This is a genomic window from Paraburkholderia sejongensis, from assembly GCF_020880815.1.
Lineage (GTDB): Bacteria > Pseudomonadota > Gammaproteobacteria > Burkholderiales > Burkholderiaceae > Paraburkholderia > Paraburkholderia sejongensis.
Genome location: NZ_JAJITD010000004.1, coordinates 25,478 through 38,348 on the forward strand (window position 1 = coordinate 25,478; position 12,871 = coordinate 38,348).

15 protein-coding genes are annotated in these 12,871 nt (G+C 66.0%); 10 read left to right on the forward strand and 5 right to left on the reverse strand.

Annotated features, from left to right (window positions below):
• Nucleotides 1-7: 7 nt before the first annotated feature.
• From LJ656_RS08815 to LJ656_RS08860, 10 genes are all read left to right on the forward strand, one after another.
• Nucleotides 8-178, forward strand: coding sequence for a Flp family type IVb pilin (locus LJ656_RS08815; protein WP_230508905.1), 171 nt, complete (start codon nt 8-10; stop codon nt 176-178).
• Nucleotides 179-247: 69 nt separating this feature from the next.
• The gene (locus LJ656_RS08820; RefSeq protein ID WP_230508906.1) at nt 248-418 is read left to right on the forward strand and encodes a Flp family type IVb pilin; all 171 of its coding nucleotides are present in this window, start codon (nt 248-250) and stop codon (nt 416-418) included.
• Nucleotides 419-458: 40 nt separating this feature from the next.
• Nucleotides 459-1,001 carry an A24 family peptidase gene (locus tag LJ656_RS08825; protein ID WP_230508907.1) on the forward strand — a complete coding sequence of 181 codons (543 nt, stop codon included), beginning with the start codon at nt 459-461 and terminating at the stop codon, nt 999-1,001.
• Nucleotides 1,002-1,034: 33 nt separating this feature from the next.
• Nucleotides 1,035-1,868 (forward strand): Flp pilus assembly protein CpaB, encoded by an 834-nt coding sequence (gene cpaB, locus LJ656_RS08830; RefSeq protein WP_230508908.1) that lies wholly within the window; start codon nt 1,035-1,037, stop codon nt 1,866-1,868.
• A 99-nt stretch (nt 1,869-1,967) separates the two neighbouring features.
• Nucleotides 1,968-3,968, forward strand: coding sequence for a type II and III secretion system protein family protein (locus tag LJ656_RS08835; RefSeq protein ID WP_230508909.1), 2,001 nt, complete (start codon nt 1,968-1,970; stop codon nt 3,966-3,968).
• Nucleotides 3,969-3,989: 21 nt separating this feature from the next.
• Nucleotides 3,990-4,304: a hypothetical protein gene (locus LJ656_RS08840; protein WP_230508910.1), complete on the forward strand. Its 315-nt coding sequence runs from the start codon at nt 3,990-3,992 to the stop codon at nt 4,302-4,304.
• A gap of 108 nt (nt 4,305-4,412) precedes the next feature.
• The gene (locus tag LJ656_RS08845) at nt 4,413-5,624 is read left to right on the forward strand and encodes a CpaE/TadZ family protein (RefSeq protein WP_230508911.1); all 1,212 of its coding nucleotides are present in this window, start codon (nt 4,413-4,415) and stop codon (nt 5,622-5,624) included.
• 56 nt (nt 5,625-5,680) lie between these two features.
• A complete protein-coding gene (locus LJ656_RS08850) occupies nt 5,681-7,048 on the forward strand; it encodes a TadA family conjugal transfer-associated ATPase (protein WP_230508912.1) in 1,368 nt (455 codons plus the stop codon).
• A gap of 12 nt (nt 7,049-7,060) precedes the next feature.
• Entirely contained in the window at nt 7,061-8,038 is a 978-nt protein-coding gene (locus tag LJ656_RS08855; RefSeq protein WP_230508913.1) for a type II secretion system F family protein, read from the forward strand.
• A gap of 62 nt (nt 8,039-8,100) precedes the next feature.
• Entirely contained in the window at nt 8,101-9,069 is a 969-nt protein-coding gene (locus LJ656_RS08860; RefSeq protein WP_230508914.1) for a type II secretion system F family protein, read from the forward strand.
• Between the two features lie 9 nt (nt 9,070-9,078).
• Here the strand turns inward: LJ656_RS08860 and LJ656_RS08865 are convergent, their stop codons facing one another.
• The 5 genes from LJ656_RS08865 to LJ656_RS08885 all read right to left on the reverse strand — a co-directional run bounded on the left by LJ656_RS08865 (nt 9,079) and on the right by LJ656_RS08885 (nt 12,790).
• Nucleotides 9,079-9,723 carry a trimeric intracellular cation channel family protein gene (locus tag LJ656_RS08865; protein ID WP_230508915.1) on the reverse strand — a complete coding sequence of 215 codons (645 nt, stop codon included), beginning with the start codon at nt 9,721-9,723 and terminating at the stop codon, nt 9,079-9,081.
• The gene (locus LJ656_RS08870) at nt 9,720-10,997 is read right to left on the reverse strand and encodes a M20 family metallopeptidase (protein ID WP_230508916.1); all 1,278 of its coding nucleotides are present in this window, start codon (nt 10,995-10,997) and stop codon (nt 9,720-9,722) included. The genes LJ656_RS08865 and LJ656_RS08870 overlap by 4 nt, the downstream gene beginning before the upstream one ends.
• A gap of 64 nt (nt 10,998-11,061) precedes the next feature.
• The gene (locus LJ656_RS08875) at nt 11,062-11,523 is read right to left on the reverse strand and encodes a MarR family winged helix-turn-helix transcriptional regulator (protein WP_230508917.1); all 462 of its coding nucleotides are present in this window, start codon (nt 11,521-11,523) and stop codon (nt 11,062-11,064) included.
• 110 nt (nt 11,524-11,633) lie between these two features.
• Nucleotides 11,634-12,161, reverse strand: a complete 528-nt coding sequence (locus tag LJ656_RS08880; RefSeq protein ID WP_230508918.1) for a GNAT family N-acetyltransferase — start codon at nt 12,159-12,161, stop codon at nt 11,634-11,636.
• A complete protein-coding gene (locus LJ656_RS08885; RefSeq protein WP_230509404.1) occupies nt 12,158-12,790 on the reverse strand; it encodes a helix-turn-helix domain-containing protein in 633 nt (210 codons plus the stop codon). The genes LJ656_RS08880 and LJ656_RS08885 overlap by 4 nt, the downstream gene beginning before the upstream one ends.
• Nucleotides 12,791-12,871 lie beyond the last annotated feature (81 nt).

Consider the following 12,871-nt stretch of genomic DNA (forward strand, 5'->3'; position numbering starts at 1 on the left):
TTCCATCATGAACAAAATCATTGCCACCGCAGCTTGTTTCGCGCGCGACGAAGACGGCGTCACCGCGATCGAATATGGGCTGCTCGCCGGCTTGATCGCACTGGTGATCATCGGTGCCGTCACGACACTCGGCACCAACCTGAAGAACATTTTCACCAGCATCGGCAATTCGGTCTAAGGGCCGTCCGTCGGCGGACGAACCGTGTGCTTCGTCCGTCGATCCTCATTCATCGAGAAGGAGTCTGTCATGAACAAACTGATTGCCCGCGCGGCACGTTTCGCTCGCGATGAACACGGCGTGACCGCGATCGAATACGGGCTGCTCGCAGGGCTGATCGCGCTCGTAATCATCGGTGCCGTCACGACGCTCGGCACGAATCTGAGTTCGCTCTTCACCAGTATCGCGTCGTCAGTCTGACGCGGCGCGCGCTCCAATCTTCGACCCTAGCGAGACCGCCATGACGCTTCCACTTTTACCGCCACATCCTGTACCGCTGTGCGTGATCGTGCTGGCGATCGTGGCGGCGAGCACGGACCTCACCGCGCGACGCATTCCGAACCGCCTGATCGCGCTCGGTCTCGCCGCCGCGCTGGCCGTGCAGATTTCGCTGCACGGCGCGCTCGCCGGCGCGCTCGCGTGGCTGGCCGGCGCCGCGTGCGGCTTCGCGCTGCTGCTGCCGTTCTATTTGCTGCGCGGGATGGCCGCCGGCGACGTCAAGCTGCTGATGACGATCGGCGCGTGGGTCGGCCCGGCGCTGAGTTGGCGGATCGCGCTCGCGACCTTTCTGATCGGCGGCGTCTGGTCGCTCGCGCAGGTGTTGTTGCACGGCCGTTTCGGCCGATTACTCGCGAATCTGCGTCAGCTGGCCTGCGGCTGGCTGATTGCGCCGCTCAGACCACCGGCGCTGCTCGATACGCAGTCCGAATCGGTCGGCACGCTGCCGTATGGTGTCGCGATCGCGGCGGGCACGCTCGGCATGCTGTTCGCGGCCGCGCTGTAGCCGTACGTTTCCACTGAATGCAGGAGTCTTGCCATGAAAAACAGTCGTGCTTTTGTGATGCTGGCGATCGCGGTACTGGCCGGCCTCGCGGCCGTAAGTTTCGCGTCGCGCTGGCTGTTGCAGACGTCGTCGAGCGCGATGACGTCGGTGGCGGTGGCGACGAGCGACATCAGTCTCGGCCAGCCGCTCAACCAGAACCTCGTGCATCTGGTCAACTGGCCGAACTCGAGCGTGCCGCCCGGTGCGTTCGCCGACGCGAAAGCGCTCGAAGGCCGCGTGCTGCTGACGAGTCTCGCGCCCGGCGAGCCGGTACTCGAAGCGAAGCTCGCGCCGCAGGGCACCAAGGGCGGCTTGTCCGCGGTGATCGGCGCAGGCCATCGCGCGATCACGGTGCGCGTGAACGACGTGGTGGGGGTAGCGGGTTTCGCGTTGCCGGGCAATTACGTCGACGTGATCGTCAACACGCAGCAGGCCAACAAGACCGACACGCAGCAGAGCATCTCGAAGATCGTGCTCGAAAAGATCCTCGTGCTGGCAGTCGCGCAGCAGGTCAGCCGCGACGACACCGCGCCGAAAGTGGTCAACGCGGTGACGCTCGAAGTCACGCCCGAGCAGGCCGAAAAACTCGACCTTGCGCGCAGCGTCGGCACCTTGTCGCTGGTATTGCGCAATCAGGTCGACAGGCAGACGCCGAATACCGGCGGCGCGACCAAGCTGACGCTGCTCGATCTGCCCGCCTCGGCGCCGGCGGTCGCGACACCCGAGCCGGTGCATCCGGTCCGCGCGCGCTATGCGGCGCGGCCGGCGCCGAAACGCGATTGCGTCGGCGTGCTGTCGGGGGTGACCGGCAGCGTCGAATGTTTCTAGCGCGGTCGCGGCGCGCCAATCCGAACGCGCCGCGAGCCGGATAACAAAGGCAACACAAAACGTCTCGGTTCATCCACATCGAGCGACGGGGGCAGCAACATGAAAACAGAACACGGGTTCTCATCCGGCGGCACGCGTTGCCGCGCGCTCGGCGGCACGATGCTCGCCGCGGCGCTGTGCGCCGGCTTGACGGTCGCGCAGAACGGCGCCGCGCAGAATATGGCGGGCGCGCCGATGCCGCAAGGCTGGGGCATGCAAGCGGCGCCGCTGCCGGCCGGCCGCGGCGCCGCGCCGATGCTGGTCAGCAACACGCCGGTTCCGGGCGGCGCGGGCGGCAGGTCGATCGCGCCCGCGCAACTGACCGGGCCGAACTGCAGCGGCGAGATTCGCGATCAGTCGAGCGTATCGGTCGCGGTCGGCAAGTCGGTGATCGTGCCGCTGATCGAACCGGCGCGCAACCGCACGCTCGGCAATCCGGTGATCGCGGAGGCGGCGCTGGTCTCGCAGCGCAGCCTCTACGTGGTCGGCATGACGGTGGGCACCACCAACATGATCGTGCAAGGCCGCAGCGGCGCCTGCCAGATCATCGACGTGAGCGTCACAGTGGACGGTGACGGGCTGCAGCGCGCGTTGCAGCAACTGCTGCCTAACGAGCGCGGCATTCGCGTGTCGAGCGCGGCCGGCAATCTGGTGCTCGCAGGGCGGGTGTCGAGCGCGCAAGCAGCTGCGCAGGCGATGGGGATCGCCAGCGCATATGCGGGCGCGCAGCCGACCCAGCAACAACAGAACAGCACCGCGAGCTTCGGCAACGGCGGCTCGGTGTCTCAGCAAAGCACGAGCATCAGTAAGGGATCCGAAGTCATCAATATGATGACAGTCGACTCGCCGCAGCAGGTGATGCTCGAAGTGAAGGTCGCCGAGGTGTCGAAGACGCTGCTCAATCAACTCGGCGCGGCGGTCAACATCCAGGGCGGCTTCGGTTCGTGGACCGGCGCCCTGGTGAGTACCCTGCTCGCCGGGGTCGGCAACGGCATCGCGCTCAGCAAAGCCAACAACAAGCCATTCAATCTGGCGATGGACGCACAAAAGAGCGACAGCCTCGGCAAGATCCTCGCCGAGCCGAACCTCGTCACGCTGAGCGGCCAGGAAGCGTCGTTCCTCGCGGGCGGCCGGGTCTTCATTCCGGTGCCGCAGAGCAACGGCACCGGCGGCTCGACGATCACGCTGCAGGAAGAAGAGTTCGGCGTCGGCCTGAAATTCACGCCGACCGTGCTCGCGGGCAGCCGCGTGAACCTGAAGGTCGCGCCGGAAGTGTCGGAGCTGTCGCCGACGGGTGTCACCGTGTCCGCGAGCGGCACCAGCGGCGTGACGGTGCTGCCGCTGATCACGACGCGCCGCGCGTCGACCACGGTGCAGATGAACGACGGCGAGAGCTTCGCGATCGGCGGCCTGATCCAGAACAACATCACCGGTGCGCTGAAAGCGTTGCCCGGGATCGGCGAAGTGCCGGTGCTCGGCGCGCTGTTTCGCAGCACGTCGTTCCAGCAGGATCGCACGGAACTGATCTTCATCATCACCGTGCATCTGGTGAAGCCGATGCCGTCAGGGACCGACTATCCGCTGCCGACCGACAGCTTTAATCAGACGTCCGAAGCAGCGGTCTACGCGACCGGCAACATGGAAGGCCGCCGGCCGGCCGTGCAGCCCGCCGCCGGCGCCGCCGATCCAAACGCGCCGCAGCCGCAAGTCCAGCCGCGGATGCAACCGCAGCCGCAACCCACGCAGCCGACACCGGCGCCCGCACCGACCGGCAGCACGAGCGCACCGGCCGCGCTGTTGCCGCGCGATACCCAGGCGGACCGGCACGCACCGGCGGCGGCACTGCCGAGCGGCGATAAAACCAGCGCCGTCATGCATCGGGGCAGCGGCGCGGCAACCCTGGCCGCTGTGAATACGGCAGCGGATGCCGCCGCCACCAGCGAGCGCGCGCTTGCCAAAGCCGACGCCGCGAGCCCGGCCACCTCGTCCGGCCCGGCGATGCCGGTCAACCCCGCCAATCCCGCCAACCCCGCCAATCCCGCCAACCTCGCCAACCCGTAATGCGCCGCGAAGGAGACTCTGATGAAACTCGAACTTTTTGTGATCACGCGCCGCGCGGCGTTGCTGGCGACGTTGGCGGCACTAGGGGGCGGCTCGCTGAGCGGCTGCATGTCCAGCTCGCCGATCTGGGATGCCCATGTCGGCGACGCGGTTCGCACCGTCACGCGGATGCAGATCATCAATCCGCATGCGGGCGAGGACAACCCGTCGACACCCGGCGTCGACGGCGTCGCCGCGGTGGCCGCGCAGGAGCAGTACGCGAAGTCGTTCCAGACGCCGGCCACCACGGTCAATCCGTTCGTGATCGGCATCGGCAGCAGCGGCGGCAGCCGATGAGTGCAAGCGGCAACGCGCGCGGTGCAGCATCACGCGCCGCGAGCACGTTGCGCCGGCGACGGACCGCCAGGTCCGCCGCCCAACCCCGATAGCTCGGTTGAGAACATCATGATCAACATCCTGGCTCTCTCTGAAGACGGCAAACGGCTCGCGCAGATCGCGCATCTGACCGGCGAATGCGGCGACTACCGGATCACCCGTGCGAGCGGCCGGCCGTCGCTGCTCGGCGAGCGCGGCGACAGTCTCGATGCGTTCGACGTGCTGATCGTCGATGCGGTGTCGCTGCAGGATGCGCAACCCGCGGTGGTCGAAGCACTGCACCGCGCGCACGGGCGGCTCACCTGCATCCTGCTGGTTCCCGACGCGTCGCCCGACACGCTGATCGCGGCGATGCGCGCGGGCTTTCGCGACGTGCTGAACTGGCCGCTCGATCCGCGCCAGTTCGGCGACGCGTTGCAGCGCGCACAGGCGCAAAGCCTGCAAGGCGGCCGCCGCGACACGCGGATTCTGTCGTTCATCTCGAGCAAGGGCGGCGCCGGCACCAGCTTCATCGCAGCGAACGTCGCGCACGCGATCGCAAGCCTCGCGCAGAAAAAGCGCGTACTCCTGATCGATCTGAACCAGCAATTCGCCGACGCCGCGTTTCTGGTCTCCGACCAGACCCCGCCGTCGACGCTGCCGCAAATCTGCGCGCAGATCGAGCGGATGGACGCGGCGTTTTTCGACACCAGCCTCGTGCACGTGACCGACAGCTTCCACATTCTCGCGGGCGCGGGCGATCCGGTGAAGGCGGCCGAGATCAAGGAAGAGCGTCTCGAGTGGCTGCTCGGCGTCGCCGCGCCGCATTACGACTTCGTGCTGTTCGATCTGGGCCAGACGCTGAACCGGCTGTCGATGCTCGCGCTCGATCGCAGCGACCACATTCACATCGTGTTGCAGGCGAGCATGGCGCACGTGCGCGCCGGTCGCCGGCTGCAGGAGATTCTTTGCTCGGTCGGCTTCGCGCAGGAGCAGATGCGGCTGATCCTGAACCGCTACTCGCGGCATGGCGAGCGGCCGCGCGCGGCGCTCGAAAGCGTGCTGGGGATGAGCGCGTATCAGGTGATTCCGGAGGATGCCGATACCGTCGCCGACGCGATGAACCAGGGGCTGCCGGTGTCGAAGACCGCGCGCGGCAGCGGCGTCGCGCGCAGTTTGCAGGCGCTCGCCGAAAACGTGGTGGCCGGCACCGCGACGCCGGGCCGGGGCCGAGCGAAAGGCGAGTCGCTGTTCGGCCGGCTGCTCGGCCGGCAAAACGCGCCGAAACTCGAAACGCTGTAACGCGCCGGCGGCGCAACGATCAGAATCATCGGAACCATCAAAACCAGGGGGACGTCATGTCGCTTCGTGAACAGATTTCCGCGCAACGCGTGCAGTCGTTGGGCGAGCGCCAGGGCCAGGATCCGGCGGGCGCCGGGATGATTCGCGGTGCTTATCAGAAACTGAAACGCGAGATTCATCTGACGGTGCTCGATCGCGTCGAACTCGAACGACTCGCGCGACTGCCGTCCGAGCAGGTCCGTCAGGAAATCGCCGCGCTGATCGCGCGCATTCTCGACGAGCGGAAAGCGCCGGCCAACGATATCGAGCGCAAGCAACTGGTGACCGACGTATACGACGAGATGTTCGGCTTCGGCCCGCTCGAAGCGCTGCTGCGCGACCCAACCATCTCCGACATTCTGGTGAATACGCATCGCCATACCTACGTCGAACGGCGCGGGCGGCTCGAGCAGACCGACGTCAGTTTCTATGACGATGCGCACCTGATGAAGGTGATCGAGAAGATCGTCTCGGGTGTCGGCCGCCATATTGACGAATCGAGCCCGATGGTCGACGCGCGGCTGCCGGACGGCTCGCGCGTGAACGCGATCATCAAGCCCTGCGCGATCGACGGACCGCTGCTGTCGATCCGGCGTTTCGCCACGAACCCGTTGCAGGTCGCCGACATGATCGAACTGCAAAGCATGACGCCGCCGATGGCCGAACTGCTCGACGCGCTCGCGCGCGCGAAGGTCAACATGCTGGTTTCGGGCGGCACCGGCAGCGGCAAGACCACGCTGCTGAACCTGCTGTCGGGCTTCATTCCGAACGACGAACGGATTGTCACGATCGAGGACGCGGCCGAACTGCAACTGCGCCAGGAGCATGTGCTGCGGCTCGAAACCCGTTCGCCGAACATCGAGGGACGCGGCGAGATCACCCAGCGCACGCTGGTGCGCAACGCGCTGCGGATGCGTCCCGACCGGATCATCCTCGGCGAAGTGCGCGGCGCCGAAGCGCTCGACATGCTCAACGCGATGAACACCGGCCACGAAGGCTCGCTGTCGACGATCCACGCGAACACGCCGCGCGATGCGCTGACCCGGCTCGAAAACATGATGACGCTCGGCGGCCTGCCGCTGCCGACCCGCACGATGCGTCAGCAGATTTCTTCGGCGATCTCGGTGATCGTGCAGGCCGCGCGGCTGACCGACGGGCGCCGCAAGATCATCAGCATCTCGGAGCTGACCGGGATGGAGGGCGACATGATCAACATGCAGGAGATCTTCGTGTTTCGCCGCACCGGCGTCGATTCGAAGGGCAACGTGCGCGGCCATTTCTGCGCGACCGGCGTGCGGCCGAAATTCGCCGAGCGTCTGCAGGCGTTCGGCGTCGCGCCGCCCGATCAGATCTACGATCCGGCGCGGCGCTTCGAAACGGCGTAGGGGGACATCGTCATGAATCCGATCTTCTATGCGTCGATCATTCTGCTGTTCGTCGCGGTGGTGCTCGCGACGGGCACCGTCTATGAATACTGGAACAGCCGCCACGGACCGGTCGCGCGGCGGGTCGAATCGCGGATTCGCGCGGTTTCGGCAGGCGGTCATGTGAACAAGGAGCGATTGTCGATTCTGAAATCGCGCATGATGGCCGAGTCGGAACTGTTCACGCGGGTGCTTCTGAAGATTCCGCGCGTGCATGCGCTCGACCTGTTTTTGCAGCAGTCGGGACTGAGCTGGTCGGTGGGCCGGCTTGTCGGCGTCTGCGCGGTGTTGCCGCCGTTCGTGCTGATCATCGGCGCCAGCCTCGCGCTGCCCTGGCACCTCACGGCCGGCGCCGCCGCACTGACGGCGCTGCTGCCGATCGTCTACGTGCAACGCCGCCGCAACAAGCGGATTCGCCAACTCGAACGGCAACTGCCCGATGTTTGCGACATGCTCTCGCGCGCTTTGCGCTCGGGCCATGCGTTCACCGGCGCGATCGATATGGTCGGCACCGAGTTCGCCGAGCCGATGAGCGGCGAATTTCGCATCGTATTCGACGAGATCAACTACGGCGTGTCGATTAGCGAGGCGCTCACCAATCTCGCGACGCGGGTGCCGATTCGCGATCTGCGCTACTTCGTGATCGCGGTGGTGATCCAGCGTGAGACCGGCGGCAATCTGGCCGAAGTACTCGACGGCATCACCGCGATGGTGCGCAACCGCTTCAAACTGTTCGACAAGATTCGCGTGCTGGCCGCCGAAGGCAAGCTGTCCGCGTGGGTGCTCGGCTTGCTGCCGTTCGGCATCGGCGCGGCGATGCTGGTGGTCAATCCCGAGTTCCTCAGCATTCTGTGGCAGGACCCGGCGGGGATGAAGATGGTCACGGTCGCGGCAGCGGGCATTCTGTCCGGGGTCCTGTGGATGCGGCGCATCGTCAGGATACGGGTCTGAGCGGCCGAGCGGCGGCGCGCTGAACCGCGCCGCGCCGCGAAAAATAACGACGAGGAGAGATCATGCAAACGCTGAACCTCACACAGATTCTGTTGCTGCTGGGTGTATTCGCGATCGTGTCCGTCGCCGCGTTCGGCGCGCTGCATCTGGCGACGCCACGCGATATGAGCCGCCGCATCGAACAGGCGGGCGGCCCGAACCTCGCGCCGGCGCTGGAGCAGGCGGGCGGCACCGCGGACACGCCGTGGTACGAAAAGCTGGTGGAAATCTCGCAGCCGATTTCGCGGCTGTCGGTGCCGAAAGAGGGCTGGGAACAGTCCGCGCTGCGGGTGCAACTGATGAATGCGGGCTGGCGCTCGGCCAATGCCGCGCCGGTCTATCTCGCGACCAAGACCGCGCTGGCCGTCGTGCTGCCGTTGCTGGCGCTGGTCGCGCTGTACGGCACCGCGCTGGCGACCACGCTGCTCGAACGGTCGATCGTGCTGATGGCGCTCGCCGCGCTCGGTTACTACCTGCCGAACGTGGTGCTGTCGCGCCGTATCGCAGCGCGCCAGCGCAGCGTCGTCGAGGACTTTCCGGATGCGCTCGATCTGCTGACCGTGTGCGTCGAAGCCGGCTTGAGTCTGGATGCCGCGTTGCTCAAAGTCGGCGAGGAGATCCGGATGCGCAGCGCGGTGGTGGCGAGCGAGCTTGAACTGATGCTGCTCGAAATGCGCTCGGGTTTCTCGAAGGAAAAGGCGCTGCGCAATTTCTCGTTGCGCACCGGCGTGGAAGACATCGATTCGTTCAGCTCGATGCTGATCCAGGCCGAGCGCTTCGGCACCGGGATCGGCGCGTCGCTGCGGGTGCTGTCCGATACGCTGCGCACGCGGCGGCGGATGCGCGCCGAGGAACGCGCGGCGAAGATTTCGCTGAAGCTGCTGTTTCCGCTGGTGTTCTGTATTTTCCCGGCGTTGCTGGTCGTGCTGATGGGACCGGCGATGATTCATATCTACCGCGAACTGTTGCCGAGCATGGCCGGCGGCGCGTGACGGTGGCGCTTACGGCGCGTCGCGCGTATCGGCGGCGCGCCGGCCCTTGAAGATCGGCAGACGCCAGCCGAAGCGCAGCGACGCGAGCCGCACCGCCACGCAGGCGAGCGTGGCGAACCACGGCGTCCACCAGTCGGTCCAGCCCGCATAGGAGAAACCCACTTGCACGGCCGCACCGAACAGCGCGGCCGATGCGTAAATCTCCCGTTCGAGAATTGCCGGCACGCGCGACAGCACGATGTCGCGCATCACGCCGCCGCCTACCGCACTGACGACGCCGAGCAGAATCGCGAGTTCGGCGTTGTGCCCATAGATCAGCGCCTTCTGCGCGCCGGATACCGCGAACAGACCGAGCCCGATCGCATCGAAGAACAGCACCGGCTGACGCAGCCGGCGTACCTGCGGATAGGCGAGAATCGTCACCGTCGACGCGGCCAGCGCGGTGGCCAGATAGCGCCAGTTCCACAGCCCGGCCGGCGGAATCGCGCCGATGCAGATATCGCGCACGATACCGCCGCCGCACGCAACCATGAACGCGATCACCGCGATCCCGAACAGGTCGAGGCGGCGCTGGCGCGCGGCCACCGCGCCGCTGATCGCGAACACGAAGGTGCCGATCAGATCGAGGATCGTATAGACGGCGTGCGAATTCACGGTGCGGGAGTAGCGTGGGCGGATTGATCGAGCCATACGCCGGCCGCGCACAGCATCGCTTCGAGGCCGGCGCGCAGCGTCGGATCGAGCACCGGGGCGAATTTCGGCGAATGGTTGCTGGGAATTTCGTTGAGCTTTTTGGCGGCCAGCGCGGCGCGGAATACTTCGGGGTCCGTACCGCCGACGAACCAGAACGAGTACGGCACGTTCCATTCGCGGCCGAACAGGCTGAAGTCTTCGCTGGCGGCGGCCGGTTGGGTTTCGTATGCGCGCTCGCCGAACTGCGCTTCGAACGCTTCGCGCAGACGTTCGGTGACCGGGTGGTCGTTGACCGTCAGCGGATAGCTCGACAACGTGGTGAACTCCGGCTCGCGCGGCGCGTTAGACGCCGCGCATTCGGCACAGCAGATGCGGCGGATCGCGCCGAGCATGTATTCGCGCACGTCGTCGTCGTAGGTGCGCATGTTGAGCTTCAGCGTCGCGTCGTCGGGGATGATGTTTTCCTTGGTGCCGGCCTGCAGCGAACCGATCGTCAGCACCGCGCTGTCGCGCGGCGAGATTTCGCGCGACACGATGGTTTGCAGCCGCAGCGTAGTCGAAGCGGCCATGATCACCGGATCGATCGAGGTTTGCGGCTGCGAGCCGTGCGAGCCGCGGCCGAACAGCTTGACCTTCAGACTGTCGCCGGCCGACAGGATCGTGCCGCTGCGATAGCCGATTGTGCCGGCCGCGCCGACCATCACGTGCTGGCCGAGAATCACGTCGGGTTTCGGAAAACGTGTGGTCATGCCGTCGTCGAGCATGCTGCGCGCGCCGCGGCCGACTTCTTCGCCGGGCTGGAACACCGCCATCAGCGTGCCGCGCCATGCGTCGCGATGTTCGGCCATCAGGCGCGCGACGCCGAGCAGCCACGTGACGTGCAGATCGTGACCGCACGAATGCGCAACGCCGACTTCGACGCCGTCCTCGTCCTTGGTCCGCACCGTGCTCGCGTAGGGCAGGCCGGTTGCTTCGGCCATCGGCAGCGCGTCCATGTCGGCGCGCAGCATCACGGTCGGACCGTCGCCGTTGCGCATCAACGCGACCACGCCTGTCACGCCGACTTCTCGGGTCACTTCGTAGCCGAGCTTCTCGACGTAATCCGCGACGATGCCGGCGGTGCGCACTTCCTGCATCGACAGCTCGGGGTTTTGGTGCAGATCCTTGTAGATCGCTTCGAGTTCGGGCAGCAGCGTGTCGATCGCAGGCGACAGCGTTTCAATCAGCTTCGACATGAATGGCTCCTTTGGGCGTGGGCGCTATGTAAGTCGGTCAGGTGGCGCGGCGGGGTCGGGTGGCTCAATGCGGCGGCTCGTTCGCACGCCCGCTTGCCGACTCGTTCGCCAGCAGGCTTTTCGACAGCTTGCCGAGCAGGCGTTCGAGGGTTTTGCGTTCGTTCGCGCTCAGGCCTTTCGCGAGTTCGACTTCCAGCGCGGATCCTAATGCTTCGGATGCCTGTGCAACTTCGAGACCGTTCGCGGTCGCGCGCAACGCGATGCTGCGGCGGTCCGATGGATGAGCGTTGCGGCTGATCAGCCCGCGCGTTTCAAGCTCGGCGAGTACTTTGGAGAGCAGCGTTTTTTCGATCAGCGCGCGCTGTGACACCGTTTTCGGGGTGATGTCGGGCTCGGCGCAGACGAGGCGCAATACGCGCAGCGCGCGTACGTCGAGATCCCAGCGCTCGCGATAGACCTCGTTCGCGCGGTTGATCAGCAGCGCACTGGTCAGATCGAGCCGGAAAGTGAGGAAGTCCGAGTACAAGATTGCTCCGCTGTCGTCTGCTACCCTGGGCGGGTAAGCACGCATTATAGGCATGTAGTTGAAATTTTCAACTACATGCGGCGGCAGCGGCGGCAGTGGCGGATGCGCGGTTAAAGCTGTTTGCAGTAAAACGTCGTGCCGCACGGGGCGCCGTCGGGCATCAGCGCGTAATTGGGCACGTGGCCGACGCGCTGCCAGCCGGCGCGTTGATAGAGCCGCTCGGCGTCGCCGCCGGTGACGGTATCGAGCAGCAGCACCGATTTGCGTTCGGCGCGCGCGAGGTGCTCGACCTCGCTGATCAGCGCGTGCGCGATGCCGCGCCGGCGCGCCTTGCGATGTACGAGCATCTTCGCGACGTCGGCGCGATGCGGCTGATTTTCCGGTTGCGCGGTAATCAACTGCACTGTGCCGACGATGTCGCCGCTTTGGTCACGCGCGACCAGCAGCGCGCGCTCGCCGCGCGCGACGCCGTCGCTGACGTTGCGCCAGAACTCGCGTGCGGTGTCGCGCGAGATCGGCAGCATGAAGCTGACCGAGGCGCCGCCTTCCACGCAGTCGATCAGCACGTCGGCCAGCGCTTCGATGCTGGCGGCGGCCTCTGCCGCGTCGATGCGCGCGATGGTTGCGGGTTCGTTCATCCGTTGCTCCGTTGGTTGATCTGATTTGCCCGGTTGCTCTGGTTGCCCTGGCTGCTTTGGTTGACCGGAAAGGTGGTCAGCGCCACCAGATAGCGCGCGTTTTTTCGGGTGGGATTGCGGAATGTGATCGGGCCATCGAGGCGCATCGCGAGACAGTCGCCGGATTTGAGCCGCCAACTGGTGTCGCCGGCGGTGATTTCCATCGATCCTTCGAGCAGCCAGACCTGCTGATGGATGTCCGCGTCGCGTGCGCCGGTTTCGAAGCTGACGCGCTGGCCGGCGGGGAAGTCGACCTCGACCAGTTGGAGCGCCGACGGCGCGGTGGGCGACAGATGCCGGCGCACGTAACCGGAGCTCGGATCGGTCCAGACGGGTTGGTCGGCTGCGCGGCTGACGGGCGATGTCACGACCGCCGGCGTGTCGTCCTGCTCGAATAGCGATGCCAGCGGCACGTTCAGCGCGGTCGCGAGTTTGTCGAGCACGGTCGCGGTGGGACTGCTTTGGCCGCGTTCGATCAGCGAGATGTTCGAGCGGCTTACTTTGCTGCGCTCGGCTAATGCGTCGAGCGACCAGTTTTGCGCGTCGCGCAATGCTCTGACACGTCGGGCGATCAGCGCGTTGATGTCCATGGGTTCCAGTTTTACGGAGGCGGTTTCCAGTAAACTAGAAGAGGACTTTTTTGTTGTCAAGTGGGGCGGTGAGGATGAGAA

Bases quoted from the DNA above. Each gene is read 5' to 3' on its own strand.
- LJ656_RS08815 (WP_230508905.1), top strand. From the start codon at position 8: ATGAACAAAATCATTGCCACCGCAGCTTGTTTCGCGCGCGACGAAGAC.
- LJ656_RS08820 (WP_230508906.1), top strand. From the start codon at position 248: ATGAACAAACTGATTGCCCGCGCGGCACGTTTCGCTCGCGATGAACAC.
- LJ656_RS08825 (WP_230508907.1), top strand. From the start codon at position 459: ATGACGCTTCCACTTTTACCGCCACATCCTGTACCGCTGTGCGTGATC.
- cpaB (WP_230508908.1), top strand. From the start codon at position 1,035: ATGAAAAACAGTCGTGCTTTTGTGATGCTGGCGATCGCGGTACTGGCC.
- LJ656_RS08835 (WP_230508909.1), top strand. From the start codon at position 1,968: ATGAAAACAGAACACGGGTTCTCATCCGGCGGCACGCGTTGCCGCGCG.
- LJ656_RS08840 (WP_230508910.1), top strand. From the start codon at position 3,990: ATGAAACTCGAACTTTTTGTGATCACGCGCCGCGCGGCGTTGCTGGCG.
- LJ656_RS08845 (WP_230508911.1), top strand. From the start codon at position 4,413: ATGATCAACATCCTGGCTCTCTCTGAAGACGGCAAACGGCTCGCGCAG.
- LJ656_RS08850 (WP_230508912.1), top strand. From the start codon at position 5,681: ATGTCGCTTCGTGAACAGATTTCCGCGCAACGCGTGCAGTCGTTGGGC.
- LJ656_RS08855 (WP_230508913.1), top strand. From the start codon at position 7,061: ATGAATCCGATCTTCTATGCGTCGATCATTCTGCTGTTCGTCGCGGTG.
- LJ656_RS08860 (WP_230508914.1), top strand. From the start codon at position 8,101: ATGCAAACGCTGAACCTCACACAGATTCTGTTGCTGCTGGGTGTATTC.
- LJ656_RS08870 (WP_230508916.1), bottom strand. From the start codon at position 10,997: ATGTCGAAGCTGATTGAAACGCTGTCGCCTGCGATCGACACGCTGCTG.
- LJ656_RS08880 (WP_230508918.1), bottom strand. From the start codon at position 12,161: ATGAACGAACCCGCAACCATCGCGCGCATCGACGCGGCAGAGGCCGCC.
- LJ656_RS08885 (WP_230509404.1), bottom strand. From the start codon at position 12,790: ATGGACATCAACGCGCTGATCGCCCGACGTGTCAGAGCATTGCGCGAC.